Origin of the sequence: Pedobacter sp. (assembly GCF_035317785.1) — a bacterium.
In the GTDB taxonomy this organism is placed as follows: domain Bacteria; phylum Bacteroidota; class Bacteroidia; order Sphingobacteriales; family Sphingobacteriaceae; genus Pedobacter.
Map to the genome: position 1 here is coordinate 1 of NZ_DATHGC010000372.1, position 19,469 is coordinate 19,469.

At 43.5% G+C, this 19,469-nt stretch carries 13 protein-coding genes and 1 tRNA gene; 9 read left to right on the forward strand and 5 right to left on the reverse strand.

Translation table 11 applies throughout. The annotated features are described in order from the left end of the window. The 6 genes from VK541_RS23205 to VK541_RS23230 form a co-directional block, all read left to right on the forward strand. Positions 1-914: gluconate:H+ symporter (locus tag VK541_RS23205; RefSeq protein WP_324372963.1), on the forward strand; the 914-nt coding region annotated here is incomplete at its 5' end. A 414-nt stretch (positions 915-1,328) separates the two neighbouring features. Further along, positions 1,329-3,785, forward strand: a complete 2,457-nt coding sequence (locus VK541_RS23210; RefSeq protein ID WP_324372964.1) for an outer membrane beta-barrel protein — start codon at positions 1,329-1,331, stop codon at positions 3,783-3,785. A 69-nt stretch (positions 3,786-3,854) separates the two neighbouring features. Further along, positions 3,855-3,927, forward strand: a tRNA-Phe gene (locus VK541_RS23215). A 324-nt stretch (positions 3,928-4,251) separates the two neighbouring features. Beyond that, positions 4,252-5,454: a di-heme oxidoredictase family protein gene (locus VK541_RS23220; RefSeq protein WP_324372966.1), complete on the forward strand. Its 1,203-nt coding sequence runs from the start codon at positions 4,252-4,254 to the stop codon at positions 5,452-5,454. A 2-nt stretch (positions 5,455-5,456) separates the two neighbouring features. Next, positions 5,457-5,906, forward strand: a complete 450-nt coding sequence (locus VK541_RS23225) for a Rieske (2Fe-2S) protein (RefSeq protein WP_324372967.1) — start codon at positions 5,457-5,459, stop codon at positions 5,904-5,906. Then, complete coding sequence (locus VK541_RS23230; protein ID WP_324372968.1) at positions 5,903-7,132, forward strand: hypothetical protein; 1,230 nt, start codon at positions 5,903-5,905, stop codon at positions 7,130-7,132. The genes VK541_RS23225 and VK541_RS23230 overlap by 4 nt, the downstream gene beginning before the upstream one ends. Positions 7,133-7,390: 258 nt before the next feature. Here VK541_RS23230 and VK541_RS23235 read toward each other — a convergent pair whose 3' ends face one another. The 5 genes from VK541_RS23235 to VK541_RS23255 form a co-directional block, all read right to left on the reverse strand. Next, entirely contained in the window at positions 7,391-8,743 is a 1,353-nt protein-coding gene (locus tag VK541_RS23235) for a metallophosphoesterase family protein (RefSeq protein ID WP_324372969.1), read from the reverse strand. Between the two features lie 22 nt (positions 8,744-8,765). Then, positions 8,766-10,193: a metallophosphoesterase family protein gene (locus tag VK541_RS23240; protein ID WP_324372970.1), complete on the reverse strand. Its 1,428-nt coding sequence runs from the start codon at positions 10,191-10,193 to the stop codon at positions 8,766-8,768. 8 nt (positions 10,194-10,201) lie between these two features. Continuing rightward, entirely contained in the window at positions 10,202-11,959 is a 1,758-nt protein-coding gene (locus tag VK541_RS23245; protein WP_324372972.1) for a cytochrome-c peroxidase, read from the reverse strand. A gap of 4 nt (positions 11,960-11,963) precedes the next feature. Beyond that, positions 11,964-15,056, reverse strand: a complete 3,093-nt coding sequence (locus VK541_RS23250) for a TonB-dependent receptor (protein WP_324372973.1) — start codon at positions 15,054-15,056, stop codon at positions 11,964-11,966. Positions 15,057-15,388: 332 nt separating this feature from the next. Then, entirely contained in the window at positions 15,389-17,029 is a 1,641-nt protein-coding gene (locus tag VK541_RS23255) for a tetratricopeptide repeat protein (protein WP_324372974.1), read from the reverse strand. A 150-nt stretch (positions 17,030-17,179) separates the two neighbouring features. On the opposite strand from VK541_RS23255, the gene VK541_RS23260 reads away from it, so the two are divergent. The 3 genes from VK541_RS23260 to VK541_RS23270 form a co-directional block, all read left to right on the forward strand. Next, complete coding sequence (locus VK541_RS23260) at positions 17,180-17,809, forward strand: hypothetical protein (protein ID WP_324372975.1); 630 nt, start codon at positions 17,180-17,182, stop codon at positions 17,807-17,809. An 89-nt stretch (positions 17,810-17,898) separates the two neighbouring features. Beyond that, positions 17,899-19,194: a 4Fe-4S dicluster domain-containing protein gene (locus VK541_RS23265; protein WP_324372976.1), complete on the forward strand. Its 1,296-nt coding sequence runs from the start codon at positions 17,899-17,901 to the stop codon at positions 19,192-19,194. Positions 19,195-19,206: 12 nt separating this feature from the next. Further along, positions 19,207-19,469, forward strand: a 263-nt coding sequence (locus tag VK541_RS23270) for a heterodisulfide reductase-related iron-sulfur binding cluster (protein WP_324372977.1), incomplete at its 3' end; no start/stop codon positions are given.

Consider the following 19,469-nt stretch of genomic DNA (forward strand, 5'->3'; position numbering starts at 1 on the left):
AACTGCCGGCTGTCTACATAGGGCTGCCCATGCTGGCTGCACTGTCTGTAACTCACGGCTTTTTACCGCCGCATCCCTCACCTGCTGCGCTGGTACTTCAGTTTAATGCCAATATGGGACTGACCCTCCTCTATGGAATTACACTGGCCATTCCGGCTATTGTACTGGCGGGCCCTGTCTATTCGAGAACTTTAAAGAACATGGTATCTGTTCCGCTCAAGGCGTTTATATCAGAGGATCTGCCCGAAGACAAACTCCCCGGCGCTGCCAATAGCCTGCTCTCTGCACTCCTGCCGGTGATCCTGCTTGGAGGTGCCGCCATTTATGGATTATCGAAACCGGATGAACATTTCAAAAGCATACTCAGCTTTGTATCTGAGCCCACAATTGTGATGCTCATTACACTTATTGTGACGACCTATACTCTGGGATTGAGGATGGGAAAAAGCATGAAAGAAATCATGGTTATTTATGTTTCCGCAGTCAAAGATATTGCCATGATCCTGCTCATCATTGCTGGCTCAGGAGCATTGAAACAGGTAATGGCCGACAGTGGGGTTAGCAATCAGATCGCCAATGCGTTAAATGATCTTCATTTTGAGCCTCTGGTGCTTGGGTGGCTCATAGCAGCCCTGATCCGCATAAGCGTCGGTTCAGCTACAGTTGCAGGACTTACCGCAGCGGGGATCATTGCACCCGTAATGCTGCAAGCGCATACCAATCCAAATCTGATGGTGCTCTCCATTGGTGCCGGCAGTTTGATGTTTTCCCATGTAAATGACCCTGGATTCTGGATGTTCAAAGAATATTTCAACCTGACGATGAAACAAACCATCTTATCGTGGTCCATTATGGAGACCATTGTGGCGGTAGTGGGTCTGCTGGGCGTCTTACTTTTAAATCTGTTCGTTTAAGATCAGCAATTAATTCAGGCAAAATCTTCCTGGCTTGCTGTAATATTGTTTCCTTCCTGATGCCTGTCTGATGCTATATTTCTGCGATCTCCTGCCAGATCTCAGGGCATCTCTTCTAGAGCGTTGGTCCGCCACGGGGACCTTCCAAGGATCATGCAAGGGTTGAGTAAGGGTCATGATGGTAAGGTATCAATAAGGTATGTCCTATAATGGAATAAGTTTACTTCTTATAAGTTTTAACATTATTAAACCGGCGTAAAAAGCAGGATCTTGACCGGTCCTGCTTTTTTTTTGGATTTTCCTGTAACCTTTTGCCGCTTTGGTTCATCTTATAAAAAGATAACCTAAAAATACCACAACAATTTACATATGCTTAAGGATATGCTGAAAGGCGTATGTAGAAAACTATGCCCTATGAAAATCAAAATATATTCCCTGACTGCTTTTTTAGTTTTCCTGTTTGTACTTACCAGGTCTTATGCCCAGTCTCCGATCAATGATGACGGGGAAATTTCAGGAAAAGTATTGGATGAAGCCCAAAAGGAATTTCCATATGCTACCGTAAGCCTGCTGAACAGCAAAGACTCTACCGTGGTAAGAGGAACATTAACCGGTGATAACGGAAATTTTCAGTTTAAAGAAGTAAAACCTGGAAATTACCTGATCTCAATTTATGTGGTTGGTTATAAAAAAGCTTTTAAAGGCCCTGTTGTCATTACATCATCCAATAAAAAACATATTTTGGATCGGGTTCAGCTGGCAACTGATGCACAAATGCTAAAAGGAGTGGACATAGTTAAGCAAAAACCACTGATAGAAAGGCAGATCGACAAAACAGTAATCAATGTGGAGAACAGTGCTTTAGCCGCAGGGAATTCTGCGCTGGAAATCCTGGCAAAGGCACCGGGAGTAACTGTCGATAAGGATGGAAAGATCAGCCTGAGGGGCAAACAGGGGGTAACTGTTATGCTGGATGGTAGGCCTACTTACTTATCGGCAGAACAGCTTGCCAACCTGCTCCGTTCCACCGAGGGTAATGCGATACAGTCTATTGAACTCATCACCAATCCCTCTGCCAAATATGATGCGGCGGGCAATTCCGGCATCATTAACATCAAACTAAAAAAGAACCGCAACTTCGGCACCAATGGATCTGTGCTGGCCGGCGCCGGCTATGGAAAGTACTACAAGGCAAATGGCGGGCTCACGCTGAACCACCGTGAAAAGAAGTTCAATATATTTGGCAATTTTGACTATGGCCGTAATAAAAGATTTGGCGGAACAGATATCATGAGGGTGAATAACACCGCGAATGACAAAACCTATTTTGACCAGACCAGCCTGAGTGTGAGGATGCGGAATAACAGCAATTATAAGGGCGGCGTCGATTATTTCATTAACGACAACAACACCATCGGATTTGCAGTTAATGGTTACAACAGCAACGGGGATAACGCAGCGGATGTGTTAACGCTAATTGGTGACAGGCCAGGCAAAACGGACTCATCTGTGGTAGCAAGCAATCCGAATTCTTTTAAATATACAGGCATCACGTACAATCTTAGTTACAAGGGAACTCTTGATACAATGGGTCAGGAAATTAGCGTGGACGCTGATTATTCTAAGTACATGGGACATGATAAGACAAATTTCAATAACAGATACTTAGATGCTCGGGCGCAGCCGATAAAGGATTATCTGTTCAGGAATGAAACGCCCACAACCACCAAAATATGGGCGGCAAAATCAGATTACACCTACCCCCTCAATAAACAAATGAAGCTGGAACTGGGTTTAAAGACCAGCTTTGTGAAAACGGACAACAATTTTAGATTTGAGAATTTTGAAAACGGAAATTGGGTGAACGACATCAGACGAAGCAATCAATTCCTATATGATGAAAATATCAATGCGGCGCACGCAAATATAAACCGGAAATTTAAAAGCACAACTGTGCAGCTGGGATTAAGAGCAGAGCAAACCAACTCAAAAGGCAATTCGATCACCGAAAACAAAATTGTGAACAGACATTATCTTAACCTGTTTCCAAGTGTATTTATCAATCAGGAACTGTCAAAAAATCATGAAATGGGATTTTCATATAGCAGAAGGATCGATCGCCCGGACTATGGGTCTTTAAATCCATTTATTGATTTTCTTGATCTGTACTCATACAGATTTGGAAACCCTTTTCTGAAACCACAATACACCAATTCCTTTGAGCTTTCTTATTCTTTCAAAAAGAACCTGAACGTAACACTCGGTCATAGCCATACTAAAGATGTCATGTCTGATGTGCTGCTGACCGATACTGCAACAAAAACCATATTTATATCTAATCAGAACCTGGCGACACAGGATTCTTATAACCTGAACGTCAGCTACCCGGTTCAGTTTGCCAAATGGTGGAGCAGCACCAATAACCTTTCCGGATATTACAATAAATTCAAGACCCCTAATTTATTGGGTATGCCCTATGAAAGCGGCCGGATTGCCCTGAATATAAACACACAGCAAACCATCACCATTAATTCTTCTACAAACGCGGAGGTTTCCGGATGGTACCAGACCAGGCAGGTATGGGGAACTTTACTGATAGATCCCCAATATAGTGTTGATCTGGGTCTGAGCAAATCTTTTATGAATAAGCAAATGAACATTAAACTTGCGGCTAATGATGTTTTTAAATTTCAAAAAAGCAGGATTACCAGTACGCTGCCCTCACAAAACTATGTGATCAGGGAAAGGTGGGAAAGCCAGGTTTTCAGGTTAACCTGTACCTATCGCTTTGGAAGCAGCGAAATTAAGGCTGCCCGTGAACGGTCCGGAAGTTCGGATGCGGAAAAAAGACGCGTCAAATCAGGGGGTTAGCATTTAATTTGAAAAAAGATTTTGTCATTCAAAAAAAGACACTACATTTGCAATCCCAAACGGGAAGTAGGTACGGTAGCTCAGTCGGTAGAGCAATGGACTGAAAATCCATGTGTCGCCGGTTCGATCCCGGCCCATACCACTGAAGCGGGAAGACTTGAAAAATCAAGATCTTCCCGTTTTTTTTGCCTTTAATTTTTTGTTAATCAGAATAACAGATAATCCTAAATCGTTGACTCTGACGGTTCGATGTTACACTCCGAAAAAAGCACAGGGACGCTGCCCAATAACCTTAATTCTCTTTTTATTCGCTTCAATATCAGCATGTCTGCCGTAGTCACTAACCTCAAGCAAAAAAATGACCGCGAATAAATATTACACTGCAAAACAAATATTATTAGATTAATCTAACTTTATTGTTTTGTTTGTATTTATTTATGTTTAGGTTTGTATAAATTAAAACAACATGTCATTACGTATACTTTTTATTTTGGGTTTGATTATGGGCTTTGCTGCACTCATGGCGGCCTGTGAGAAGATTGTGCCTGCAGCAGCTCCAGAAGACGAACTGCTGGATGGCCCGGTCAGCGGGCTCAATTATGAACAGAGCAAACGGTTCCTGGCAGGAGATGTGGCGTTTAATGATGAAGTTTTCACTCCTGAAAAAGGGCTGGGTTCGGTATTTGTAGCCACAAGCTGTGGCAGCTGCCATGCCGGTGATGGCAAAGGACATCCTTTTACTACCCTGACACGTTTTGGGCAGACCGACGAGAGCGGCAACAAATTTCTGGATCGTGGCGGACCTCAATTGCAGAACAGGGCAATCCCCGGATACCAACCCGAGCAAATTCCGCATGGGGCTACCTTTTCAAAATTTACGCCGCCGGCAAATACGGGTCTCGGTTTCCTTGAACTCGTTTCTGATGCGGACATCCTGGCCATGGCCGATCCTAATGACCAGGATAACGATGGCATTTCTGGGGTACCAAACTATGGCAGCTTACCGGCATACGTAGTGCCATTTAATCACTCCATCCCAAAAAACGGCAAATACATACATCGTTTTGGCAAAAAAGCAGCCGCCTACAGCCTGCTTCATCAAACCGTCAACGCCTATAACCAGGATATAGGTATCGTCTCCGCATACGACCCGGTCGACGTATACACCCATTTAACCATAGATCCTGAGATTGCAACCCAGACCGTAAATGATGTGGTCTTTTATTTGCAAACTTTAAAGGCACCCATTCAGCGCAGCCAGAATGACCCCGAGGTACAAAAAGGTAGTCTGATCTTTAATCAGATCAATTGCTCTGGCTGTCACAAACCCACTTTAAAAACAGGCAGCTCGGCAATCAGTGCATTGTCCAATGCTGAGTATCATCCGTATACCGACTTATTGCTGCACGATATGGGACCTGGACTGGATGACGGCTATACCGAGGGTTCTGCAAAAACTTTTGAATGGAGAACTCCGCCGCTTTGGGGCCTGGGTCTTTCTACCAGTTCTCAGGGAGGTCAATACCATTTGCTGCATGACGGGCGTGCCAAGAGCATTGAAGAGGCTATAAAGCTACATGGTGGTGAAGCCGCCGGTTCCAGAAACAAGTTTATGGAACTTTCTGATGTTGAAAAAAATGCAATGCTCAAATTCCTCCACTCGCTATAATCATGGAAAGAAAAGACTTTATAAAAACCTGCGGCTTTGCCTGTCTGGGCGGGATCGGAATCTCCACGCTGTTGCAAAGCTGCGCTACAATGCAGCAGACATTGACCGGCGAGATCGCCGAAAGCGATTTACTGGTTTCGGTCAGCGACTTCAAGATGAAGACCTCCGGAAAAAACCAGTTCAAAAAATACATCATCGTAGACAATGACCGGTTGAGATTTCCAATCTGCGTGTTTCGTTTCGACGAGCAGAACTACTCCGCCCTGTGGATGGAATGCACACATATGGGCGCTGAAGTGCAGGTGTTTGGCGACAAGCTGCAGTGCCCCGCTCATGGCAGCGAATTCAGCAATAAAGGCATCATGCAGCATGGCCCTGCCGAAGCCAACTTGCGCAGTTTTCCAATAACTGTAACTAAAGACCATCTAAAAATCTCGCTCAAAGCCGTATGAAGAAATTAGTTACTATATTAAGCTTTACGCTATTGCTTTCTCTTGCAGCCCAGGCTCAGATTGATCCTAAGCTTTTAAGGAACCCGGCCCTGGATACCGCCAAACAAACACTGAATATGGATGCAATATATGAGCGTCCCTTTGTTGCTGTCGGCAAGCTGCCTGTTTCCCTTGGCGGCTATATGGAGGCCAACTGGCAATACCAAGGCAGTGGCGGAGTATCAGACGGACAGCAGTTCCAGTTCAGGCGGCTCACCCTGTTTGTCGCATCTACCATCAGCAAACGCATTAAATTTTTATCTGAAATAGAGTTTGAACCGGCAGAAAAAGAAATTGCCATTGAATTTGCCGCACTGGACATTGAACTGCATCCTTTGCTCAATTTAAGGGGCGGGATGATCGTCAATCCGATAGGTGCTTTTAACCAGAACCATGATGGTCCCAAATGGGAGTTTACAGACCGCCCCATTGCCATGACCCAGATGCTGCCCGCTACCTGGAGCAACGCAGGGTTTGGAATTTACGGCAAGCAATATACGACCGACTGGATGTTTGGCTATGAACTTTATGCCTCCAGCGGGTTTGACAATTCCATTATTGCCAATGGAGAGAACAGGACTTTTTTGCCTGCGGCTAAGGCGAATGCAGAAAGGTTTGAAGAAATGGCCAGCGGTGAACCGCTGATCACCGGGAAGCTTGCGGTCAGGAATAATAAAATAGGTGAGATCGGTCTTTCTTATATGGGCGGAGTATACAACAAGTGGCAGGATGATGGAATCGTGATTGATGACAAAAGACGTCTGGATGTCTTTGCGATAGACTTTAACACCACATTGCCAAAGCTCAATACCTTTATTACCGGGGAGTGGGCATGGGTGAATGTAAATGTGCCCGCAACTTATTCACAGCAGTTTGGCAGTAAACAACAAGGAGGATACGCAGATATAGTTCAGCCAATCCTGAAACGCACGATCCTGAACTGGAAGGATGCCACACTGAGCCTGGCCTGCCGACTGGAATATGTAGACTGGAATGTTGGGAAATTTAAAGAGACCGGCGGAAACATTGCTGATGAACTTTGGAGCGTTATGCCAGGTATTAGTTTCAGGCCACGTCCACAAACTGTGATCAGGGCTAGCTACAGGTCACAATGGCAAAAGGATCTGCTGGGCAACCCGCCCGAAAGAGCCGCTGCAATCCAGTTTGGTTTGTCTACCTATTTTTGATCGCCATCAATCAGTTCGTCATCTGGCAAAACATAGAAATTATTTAAACTACTTTGATCAACTTAGAGGAATCAGTATAGACCCAGTGGTTGCAGAGCTCCATCATTACATTTGCGCTGTCCTTATCGTTCCTGCTGTTTTTCAGCCTGTGCTCCAGAACGTCTGCTCAGGAGTTGACCAGTTGCTGGAAATTTGCTGTCACGTAACAGAAAATTAGACACATGAACAGAAAATAATTTTTCATCAGTCAGCACTATTTCACAGGGAACCATGCCTATTTGCCAGTTTATTAGGTTTTCCCTTTTGTTTAATCAGATCAAAGGCATCCAACAACTCACCAGTGGCCAGGTATGCTTTAAAAGATAAGACCTGATCATCAATGTCGATCAAATGATAGATCTGCAAATGACTTGAAATGGTATCGGCCCATGACTGCGGCTCAGTCTCATACATCTTGGACCCGCTTACAGAAACGACATACATGGTCCCTGAACGATCACCTGGTCCGCCACCTGTCAAAGCGATCTTATGCATCCCGCGTGCATAGGCATGGTCATGGCCCTGTAAGACCAGATCTACACCGTATTTATCAAAAAGCGGCTTTAAATGTGTTCTTGTTTTTTTATTGTCTCTGCCTTTTTTAGTGGAGTAAACCGGGTGGTGCATCACAACGCAGGTCCATTTCTGAGGGTTACTTTTAAGCAGCGCTTCCAGCCATTCCCTTTGCCTGGTAATGCATGCCTCAGCTGGAGCTTCTTCTATCATCTGTGTATTCAGGGAGATAATTCTTACTCCCTGTATGTCTGTATAATAACTACTGTTTTCCAGCAGTTCATCAGCCGGACCGTTTTGAGGCAATAAAAATTGTTGCTTCCAGTAAACCGACAGGTGAGACTTGCCATCTTCATGTGTGTATTCATGATTTCCAGGGGTCATTACAGAAGGAATGGTACCGTGTATAAACTCACCGGCAGCAAACCATTCTCCCCAGTCCTGATCTTTATTTGCCACATTAACCAGATCCCCGGCATGCAATATCAGCTGTGCATCCGGCATGGCGGCGTACGCTTTCCTGATGACCCTGCTCCACAGGGGTTTAATCCCTTGCTGGGCATCCCCAAAATAAATAAATGACAGTTTCGGTTTTTTCAATGTATTGTCTGCAGTGCGGAATTGCATCCATTCACTCCAGTTATCTGTATTGCCTACCCGGTACATATACTGGGTAGCAGGCTTAAGGTCATTAATACTGACCCTGTGATTAATCGCGCTGATTTTTTCAAAGTTAAAAGCCCGCGAAAGGGCTTTTAACTGATTTACCGCGCTGGTAAATTTTGGATGGGCATCAGCAGGAAGATATTCAACCATACTATCTTTAGTGGTATCCGAAGTTCTCCAGTTGATGGTGATACTGGTGGCTGGTTTTTCTGTTACAGTAAGAATGATCCTATCCGGAAGTGCTGTTGGAATGTATTCGCCGGGCAAATCTGCATCTAATATGTTTTCATGTGCCTGACCGGCCAGCAAAGTGACAGGGGCATTAAACACAGGCAATAATGCACCAACTTTAATGGCACTGGAAAGGAATTTTCTTCGGGCTATATGCTTCATCTTGTTTACCGGGTATTGTTGCTTAATTTATCTTTTTATCCTGTTTCAATATTTTTTCCTGTGTGCCTGTCACGTCTTTCATCATGGTAAAGTGATCTTTAACCTGACCATCAGAACCAACCCACTTCAGATCTAACTGACTTCCCTTGATCTCGAGCACAACAGCTCCACCGACTTCATTATTTGAATAATACATGGCGTTGTGGGGCCAGGTTTCTTTGTGGCCGCCCTGTGCACCTGCCGAACCACTAACTACGTATACCGTACCATTAGTATTTTGGTTGCTTTTTAAATAGGGTGCTGAGTTTTTACTCCCGTCATAAAGCGCGCTTGAAGAACTGAGGTTATATTTGGCAGCATCAAAATCAGCTTCCTTGCCATAATAACCTTTCATTAGCCTTGAACGTTCGTAAACATGACTGTGCCCGCAAAGGATCAGGTCTACACCATTATCTTCTAAAGTCTTGATGAAGTTCTCCCTGATCTTAACCAGCAGGCCTTCGGTATCTGAATTATGGGACCCCATCGTATAAGGGGGGTGGTGCCAGTAAGCTACAATCCACTTACTCTTGTTTGCTGCAAGGTCTTTTTTAACCCAGTCTGCCTGCTCACCCATCTGGTCATACATGAATTTACCTTTGGTGTCCGGTCCATAAGAATCAAGGGCAAGGAAATGCGTATTTCCTATATCATACGAATAATATGATTTTGTATTTGAAGGAATACCACCAGCTTCTCCTTTAGTTGGAACAGAGAAATTCTGGAAGTAGGCAATTTTAAACTGATCAGTTACCGCTGCCGACTGAAAATCATGGTAATCGTGGTTTCCGGGAGAAGGGAACAGCGGATACTTATTTAACAATGTACCCTGGTAGTTATTGAAAAATTTAGCCTGAAACTCTGCATCAGTTCCATCAGAATAAGCATTATCGCCCATCAAGATCCATGCGTTCAGATAGTCCTTGCCAAGATAATTTACAATGGCATCCCTTACCTTCCGCTGATTGAGCGAATTGTTGCCGCAATCACCAAATCCGGCAACCCTGATCAGCGTTTCGCTTCCTTTTTCAGGCAGGGTATAGAAATAATTATTCTCATCTCCCTGAAGCGGATATTTGTAGTTTCCTATTGAATAGTAGTACTTGGTTAGTGGTTTCAGATCCTTAAGGGTTACGATATGCTCTGAAACAAGAGTTGAATCTGTTGCCTGCTTATCGAGGTTACCTGGAGTCAGGCCATAGCGGACATTGCTTCTGTCGTAGACATTAGTCCTCCACCGGATCGTCATAGAGGTTGGAGTTGCAATTTGGAGGTAGGGGCCTCTGATCAGTTCACTTTGATAGGCTTTTGGGGCCGCTTTTACAGCAGGCTCAGTTCCCTGGCTGACCTGTGAAAAAGCCAAAACAGGAAATGACAGCAGGCTCAATAATAATAATTTAAATGATTTCATGTGTTTGATTAATGATGAATAAATGTGTTTTTGTTGTCTGTTAACGAATTGATAAATTGGATGATCTGATTGCATTCATTTTTGGAAAGGTTAAGAGGTTTTGATGGCAGGGTCTGATCTTCTATGACAAGCCCGAGCCCGTTTCCACCTCCTTTATTGTAAAAATCAAGCACACTTTCAAGGGTCTTGAATGTACCGTTGTGCATGTATGGTGCCGTCTTTTGCGCATTTCTTATGGTGGGGGTCTTAAAAGCCCTTCGGTAATAACGGATCTTATACAGATCAAAACGGCCCATATCCTGATCATATTCAGGCTTTTTAAAATTGTCATCTTTAGTTGTTCCAAGTATTTCTACCTCCGAAATGTCATAAAATGGCGGTACAAGTGAATTGAAATAGGGTGCAAAATGACAGGTGCCGCATTGAGCTTTTCCCATAAAAAGGTTAAAGCCCTTGATCTGGTCTTTTGTCATGGCACTTCTGTTTCCCTGCAGATAGCTGTCGAACGGAGAATTTAACGGGTTCAAACTGGCAACATAGGCAGCAATAGCCAGGGCCGCACTGTCTATTTTTTTATGGGGCAGGTTCTGGCTGCCTCCCATTTCCAATGGATTAAAGACCACGGTCTTTATCTGCTGGACCAGATTTTTGGCACGGCCGTCCCAGAATTGTGAATGCTGGAAACCTGCATATAGAAGGCCCGGGGTGTTTCTTCTTAAAATGGTATCTGCAATTAATGAGGGGCTTCTTATCTTTCCGTCAGTGAAGTAATGTTCAGGCTGATGACAAGTCGCACAACTTACTTTCATATTTCCCGAAAGTGAGGTATCGAAAAATAGTTTTTTGCCTTTTATAACTAATCCGGCTTTTTCAATTTCCGGTATGGAATCCCAGCTTTTCAAAAAGCCTTTGCTGAATAGGCTGGAAACGTTATAATTGAGGTATGCGGACGTATTGAGTTCCAGGCCTGACTGTTTTATGAAAACCCCAAGCTTTTGCTGCAATGGAATTGAATACCCGACAAGGTACGCCATCCTGTTAAAAGTATCAAAATCGGGGTGAAGACCAAGGTACTTTATGGCACCGTCCAATTTTTCTGCCAACGCTTTGCTTCCGGTTGGATTGCGCTTAAAATAAGGCTGCAATACAATCCGGATTGCTTTACTCGCAGTCAGTGTTTCCCTGATGCCTGTCTTCAGCGATGGTGCGTCATAACCACTGATATAAAGAGTGAACATCCTGATCAGCTCAAGACGAATACTTTCCAGTATCTGACGGTCGTCTGCTTTAAACTGGTACAATAGATTTTTCAGGTCTTTGACCGAACTATATAATGCTTTTGTCTGAATCAACAGCTCCTCTTTATGGGCCATGAAGTTATCTTCAAACAGTAAAGCTTCAATTTGCTGGAAACCCATAGGCTCAACGAGTTCCAGTTCAGGTTCCTCCACCTCGTATTTCGGCGCAGCATTGTACATCATGGTTTCGCTGGGAAAGAAATACGAAGTAAAAAAAGCAATCCTTTTAAATTTAATCCTGCAGTTGGCCAAAGATTCTTTTGCCTTTTTCAGGCTTACCGAATCTTCATTAAGCGCATCAATGGCCAGACACAGATCCCCCAGTGATAAACTTAGTGAAAGGGCGTCTTTGCCAAAAATAGCTGTCGCATTTTCTGAACCGATATCCTTTCTGTTGAAGGTAGCGGCAGAGAACAGTGTAACGAGGGCTGCAGGTATAAAGAAAAATAGGATTGCTTTCCGGTTCATTTTGCTAATACAAATTCATTTTCAACCCCAAAGTAGCCGTAGCACCTGTATAGAGTGCAGAATAGGTGTAGTCACTTTGGTACTGATATCTCCTTTGTGCCTGGTTTAGTAAGTTGTTTCCTGATGCGTAGATGACCAGTTTGGGTGTTAAGAAAAAGTTCAGGTTGGCATCAAGGTAGTTCACGCGGTCATAGTAGATGTCATTCTTCACTGTACTTCCTATCGTAGTGATGAATGCAGAAGTATGGTTGTATGATATCCGTGCATTAAATCTTTTCACCTCATAAGCGAGTGACACGTTTGCAATATCCTTTGCTGTTCCCTGCAATTTAGGCTGGTCTTTTTTTACAAAAATGAAGTTATGGGTGTAATTGCTGTACACGCTGAAATTGCTGAAGGGCTTTGGCAGGAAGTCCAGGTTCCGCTGAAATGCAAGCTCCAGTCCTACCAAATTTGCTACACCACCATTCCCAGGTTTTGTCCTTTCAATGATGCCATTTTCAGCAGCAAGCTTTTCATAATTATCTTTATAATCTATGATAGAAAGCGGATCTGCTCCCTGATCAAGCAACGACTGCGGTGTTTGGATAGCTCCTTTTACATCTTCAAATCTTACGTTGTCCCTTACATCTATGCGGTACTTTGTAATGTTTTTAAAATAAACACCGGCCGAGATCAGGCCTGTGTTGCCGGTATAAAGCTCTCCCAACAGGTCGAGGTTATTCGATAAGGCAGGTTTAACTTCAGGATTGCCCTCGCTCATTTCCTGATCTTCTATATTGACTCTTCTGTAAGGAGAGATATCCCTGTAATTTGGACGTGATATGGTTTTGGTATATGCAAACCTGAACACCGAATTTTTAGTAGGGGTAAATTTAACAAGGAATGCAGGCATGAAATTTAAAAAGTCTTTTTTAGTGATTGTTTTAGAAGGACTAAAGTCCAGATCTTCACTAAAGTTGTATCCCGAGTATTTAACCATGCTTTTCTCAATCCTGCCGCCAAGAATAACGGATAGCTGATCACCGAAATTCTGGGTACTCATCAGGTATGCAGCAGCAATGCCTTCATCACCATTGTAATTACTTGCCAGCACATCCTGCTTTACTTCTTCTACAATATAATCTTTTGTATCACCGAAATTACTGGTATTGAGGTTTGATAACCATGCTGAGCTACCCGCGTTTCCTACGTTATAATCCGCATTTCTAACATAAAGGCCATTGCTCATGTTTGACAGGTTATTGCCAAAGCTATTCCAGAAAGGAGACCATCCAATATAATCTCCAAGTCTCACGGGTTGTCCGGCAGCGACTTTTGCATCATACTCTGCTTTTTTTGAAGGATCTATGCTAGGTAACCAGGTTAATTTAGACAGGGTCTCATTGTCCTTGCTCATGCCTCGGTATTTACCACCAAATTTTAGTGAATTGGCAAATTTTCCGGTTGCAATTGGAACGGTAAGGTCCAGTTGAGCAAGGTATTGCTGCGTTGTAGCGCGGGCATCGGTACCCGTAAGCGCGTCCATATACCAGGTATCAACAGAGTCCGCATGAAAAGAAGGTCTGTTAGCTAAGCTGCCAAGTATATTTTCAATCTCAAATCCTTTATCTGCTTTCACAAATCTTGAATTGAGGTAATCCATTTGAACGGATTTCTCATTTTCGCTTTCCAGCTCCAGTTCCCTTCTGTTTGGTGTATTTTGGACATTCTTCATGTAAGAACCTTTCCAGTTCAGTTTTACCTTACCCAGAACATGTTCGCCTTCCATCCCGAAATTCATGATCTTTTGTTCAATCATAGCGGCATTCCTATCGTTTACCCCTCCTTCGATATGCCTTTCTAATTCTGGCTGGTACTTAGGGTTATTATGATCGTTATCCAAATTCAAGTAAGGCACTTTGGCCACATCATCAATAAAATCCCTGTTGGCATCTGTTATTTTTTTCTTAGCACCTTCCCATTCCGGAGCTCTTTCCCAGTTCTTTGGATAACCGTTACCGATATCATCCACTTTTAGGGTAGATATCTCTCTCCAGTCTTTATAATTGTTGTAAATACCTGTGAATGTTATCGTGTTTTTAAGGTCTATTTTATAATCCAGGCCAACAGTATAACTCTGACGGATCCGTTCCAGTTTGTTCTGTACCATGTTCAGGTACTGCGGCATAAAGTAAATCTGTTTGTCCACCCAGCTAACATCTTCCCAGGCACTGCCATGTGAGGAGGAACCTAAGAACTGGCGATAATAAGAGGCTGAAGCCATAACACCAAGTCTTTTATCTTTCAGGTAGCGATTTCCGAAAACAAAGTTTCCATTATAGGTGGGTTTATGTACAATTTCGCTGTAACCGGAACCAAGTGTAAAAGAGAGCAACTTCTTATAAGGTGCCTTTCTTGTAATTAAGTTCACGACTCCTCCTATGGCATCGCCGTCCATATCTGGTGTAATGGCTTTAGTAACCTCCACTGTTTGCACCATATCTGCCGGTATGGCACTAATGCTTACCGATCTGTTGTCTCCGGTACCAGAAATGTTGGTTCCATTAATGTTAATTGTACTTTTTGAAGGATCTGTTCCGCGGATACTGATTAATGACGCCTCTCCTTCATCAAGCTGAACATAAATTCCGGGAACCCTTTTGAGGGCATCGCCAATGTTCGGATCGGGGAAACGGCCAATTTGATCTGCGGATATTACATTGACAATACGGTCAGAGTTTTTTTGCTGGTTCAAAGCCTTAAGTGTAGAACTCATCTGACCAGAAACCACTACCTCCGATAATTTGGAGCCTGTAGACAATTTTAATTTAAAATCGATGTTCACCGCCTTTTTTGCCATTATCACACTTTGTTTTAAGGTCTCATAACCGATATAAGCAACGGTGAGCTCATATTTCCCTGCCGGTACCTCTAATAATTTAAAGCCCCCGTTCTCATCGGTAATCACGCCCCTGTTCAGGCTTAAGATTCTGACGGTCGCGCCAGGCAAAGTTGAACCGCCCTCATCCACAACCCGGCCGGTGATTAATCCCTGGGCCGAAAGCACTGCCGGAAGTAAAAGCAGTGATAATATAAGTACGCAAAAGTGTTTCATTTTTTTGTTTGAGTTTGAATAATTTAAATTCCTGCTGAATAATTTGCTGATGTTTTTTGCTTGTTTGTTTCTTATATCCCGGCCCTGCATTTAAAGCGCTTTAAGATGCATTTCCGGATATGGAATCAAAGTTTGACAAGAATTTACAGCCCCGCAAACGGTGACCGTCACAAAACAGCTACTGCAATAAAAACCGGCGGAACAAAACAGCTACAAGCTTAAAAATCACACAACAACAAACACATTATCAACAGGTTACGTAGGAAATCAGCGCCATTAAATCTTTGTTAACTTCCCGTTATAAAATTCTCTCTGCTTATAATCAGGTATATTTAGAATTGCTGCACGAAGCCCAGCAGATTTTCACCTTCCGGGATTTGCAGCTTTTGACGAAGCCGGTATTTGGAAGTCCTTAAACTGTCCTGGGAAATCCCGATCATAGTGGCGATATCTGAAGAGTCCAGATTCATCTTTAACAGGGCTAGCAAACGCAGATCGGCGGAGGTAAGTCCCTCACAATATTTTTTTAGCTCAGCAAAAAAATTAACGTGGACCTTTTCAAATACCACCCTGAAATCATTCCAGTTCTTATCCTGATCACTGTTGGTACTGATCAGGTCTATCAATTGCTTTACCTCCTTACGCTGATCCCTTTTATCACTTTTAACGATCGTGTTCAGTTTCCCTTTGAGTTCTTCCAGTAACTGGTTCTTCTGGATAATGTGCAGGGTATGGCTGGTCAGTTCCTTACTTTTCAATTCCAGCTCCTCACTGAGCAGATTCTGCTCAAGCATTTTATTTTTTAGCTGGACCTTCATAAAGCTCTGCTGTGCATCAAAAATGATCTTGTCATCACGGCTTTTCATGCGCTGTTTACTCAGAATGGTAAAACCGAGTAGGGTCAGCAGCAGACAGATCGCTACTACCGCTCCCGTGGAGATCAGAGTGATCTTTTTATCAACTTTCAACTGCTGAATTTCGCTATCCTTTTTTTCAACTTCAAAAAAGGTTTGCAGCAAATTGATTTGCTTGCTGCTTTCTTCCTTAAAGGTCTGGTGGTAATTTTTACTGGCGGTCTCACTGTAATAATAGGCACTGTCGGTATTGCCAATCAGCTTATAGGTTTGGGCAAGGTTGTCACATGCACTGATGAGTTCTCTTTTGCTTTTGAGTTCAATTGCAAGCGCTTTGGCCTGCATGGTGGCGGAAAGGGCGTTAATGTAATCCCCTGTTTTGCGGTAGAAATCGCCAATATTATTGATATTCCCAATCTGACCCAGCCGATTGTCCAAAGACCTGTTGATGGATAGTGCCAAAGTAAAATATTTCAGCGCGTCATTGTATTGACGCTTGCGTTCCAGGATAGAACCAATATCGTTATACACTTTGGCCAAGCCCAGACTGTCGCTTATTTTTTTATAATGCCGAAGTGCGAGCTGCTGATAATCGAAACTGATGCCATAGGTACCTTTCTTTTCAAAAAACTTCCCAAGAAGACTGTATGTTTTTGCTATTCCCTTATCATTCCTGAGTTCCTGGAAAATTTTCAGCGCTTCTTTAAACATGGGTAAGGATTTCTGTTTAAGATGAGCAGAACTATAGGTTTGGGCAATATTATTAAGGTTTTGGGCAATGAGCAGACGATCGTGTTCCCTTCGGAATACCTTGTCTGCCTTGAGGTAAAAGGTTAGTGCCTGGGCGTAGGCGCCCTGATAATGAAAGATTTTGCCCAGTTGCTGGTTACATATGGCCAGGGCATGCACATCCCCCCGGCCGGCATATTCTTTCCGGAGTTTTTGTACCAGTAAGAATGCTGAATCAGGATTGGTGAGTACCAGTCTTTCTGTATAGGACAGGGGTTCTTTAGGGCCATCCTTATTAGCACTGAAACAGCAGCTCACACCCAGGAATATGCAATTGAAACAGCATGCAATCGAAACACCGATTACAAATAACCTATTATATAAGTACATTTACCAGGATTAAATTGAACATATGCAGTGAATACTATCCGTGGGGAATGGCAAGTTTAGGCTTCTACTATGAACTTAAGTTTATCAAATGTTAAAATTTTAATCTTTGCCACCATTATCATAGCCTGCCCGAACAAAAAAGAAAACCTTATGCTGCAAAACCGGGTTGACCCCAACGGAAACATCATCAAAACCCCGGCACGTGGTGCCTGGATGGGAAACCGGGGTGTTATCCACAACCCTGTCAAACAGATCGTACGACCTTTTAAACTGAAAGCCTGGATCACCTGCCTGCTTCAGTTCAAAGGGTGGCACCGAAAGGTCATGGCGCCCGGCCGCTATACCGAACTGTTTTTTATGGACGAAGCCACGGCCTTTGCATCCGGCCACAGGCCCTGTGCAGAATGCAGGAGGAGCGATTTTAAAAAATTTAAGTCCTTATGGATTAAAGGTAATCCCGAATACCAATTTGATGAAAAAACCAGAATCTCAGAGATAGATGACATCCTGCATAAAGAAAGGATCGGCAGTGACCACCTTAAGATCACCTACCGGGAAAATTTGCATAATTTACCTGATGGTGTCTTTGTGCGTCATGAAAACGAAGCTTACCTGGTAAGTGGTGCTAAACTGCACCTATGGTCTCCCTCAGGCTATAAAAATGTGATTGATGCGCCAAAAAAAATTCAATTTGAAGTACTTACACCTAAATCAATAGTGAACACCATCCAATCCGGTTATCTCCCGCAAATGTCAGTGCAGGGGCCAAATGGCTTATAAAAAGATTAAAAAATTTCATTTTTATGCAAGCATAGCAATTTGTTTTGTAGTATTTATTTAACTTAGCATACTATAATTCTTAATACAAAATGGTAGCACAAATCTTATTTATAGCAATTACTCTGGCTGCTCTGGTCCTGTTTAGCTATAATCTCAGAAAAGTCATCCGCAATATCCGTTTGGGCAGATCTGAAAACAGGTCTGACCAGCCGCAGAAAAGATTGATGACCATGCTCAAAGTAGCATTTGGACAAACTAAGATGTTTTTCCGTCCAGTACCTGCCCTGCTCCATCTTGTGGTATATGCTGGTTTTGTCATCATCAACATCGAAGTACTTGAGATCATGATCGATGGCATTTTTGGCACACACAGGATCTTTGGTGGTTTGGGGTTGTTTTACAATGCGCTCATCGGTTCATTTGAATTTCTCGCTCTGGGCGTATGGCTGGGTTGCGCGATATTCCTGATCAGGAGAAACTTGATTAAACTTAGAAGGTTTAGCGGGGTTGAAATGACCAGCTGGCCCAGATCAGATGCCAATTTGATCCTCATTTCAGAAATCTTGCTGATGACTGCTTTTCTAACCATGAACGCTGCTGATGCTAAACTTCAGACAATTGGTGCGAGCCATTATATCTCAGCGGGTACATTTCCGGTGAGTCAATACCTGCAAGGATTTTTACCTGCTTCAGAAAGCGCTTTGATTGCGCTTGAACGCGGCTGCTGGTGGTTTCATATCATCGGTATCTTTTGTTTCCTGAATTACCTGCCTTATTCCAAGCATTTCCATATTTTATTTGCCTTCCCCAATACTTATTTCTCCAACCTCGAACCAAAAGGTGAATTCACAAATATGGCAAGCGTAACAAATGAGGTGAAGGCAATGCTGGATCCTTCATTTACGCCGCCTGAAACGGAAGCCGGTCGGTTTGGCGCTAAGGACGTCAATGACCTGACCTGGATAAACCTGATGAATGCCTACACCTGTACTGAATGCGGAAGATGCACTTCGGTTTGTCCGGCAAATATTACCGGAAAACTGCTTTCCCCGCGTAAGATCATGATGGATACGAGAGACCGAATGGAACAGGTCGGTCGGAATATCGACAAAACAGGAACCGGTTTTGACGACGGGAAGTCCCTGCTGGACACACACATCAGCAGAGAAGAAATCTGGGCCTGTACCAGCTGCAATGCCTGCACACAGGCTTGTCCGATAAATATAGATCCCCTGGCGATCATCACAGAACTGAGAAGATATGCTGTAATGGAGGAATCTCAGTCGCCCGCCAGTATAAACACCATGCTGGGCAATATTGAAAACAATGGAGCGCCATGGAAATATGCTCCGGCGGACCGGTTTAACTGGGCTGAGGAAAGTTAATCACAAGAAAAAATGAGCGAGAAACTGAATTTTGAAGTGCCGACAATGGCACAGCTTATTGCCAGAGGCGAAGAACCTGAAATCTTATTTTGGGTAGGCTGCGCAGGCAGTTATGACGAAAGAGCGCAGAAAACCACACGTGATATTTGCAAGATCCTTCATCATGTCGGTATAAAATATGCCGTATTGGGTACCGAGGAAAGCTGTACCGGCGATCCTGCCAAACGCGCGGGAAATGAATTCCTCTTCCAGATGCAGGCGATGACCAATATAGA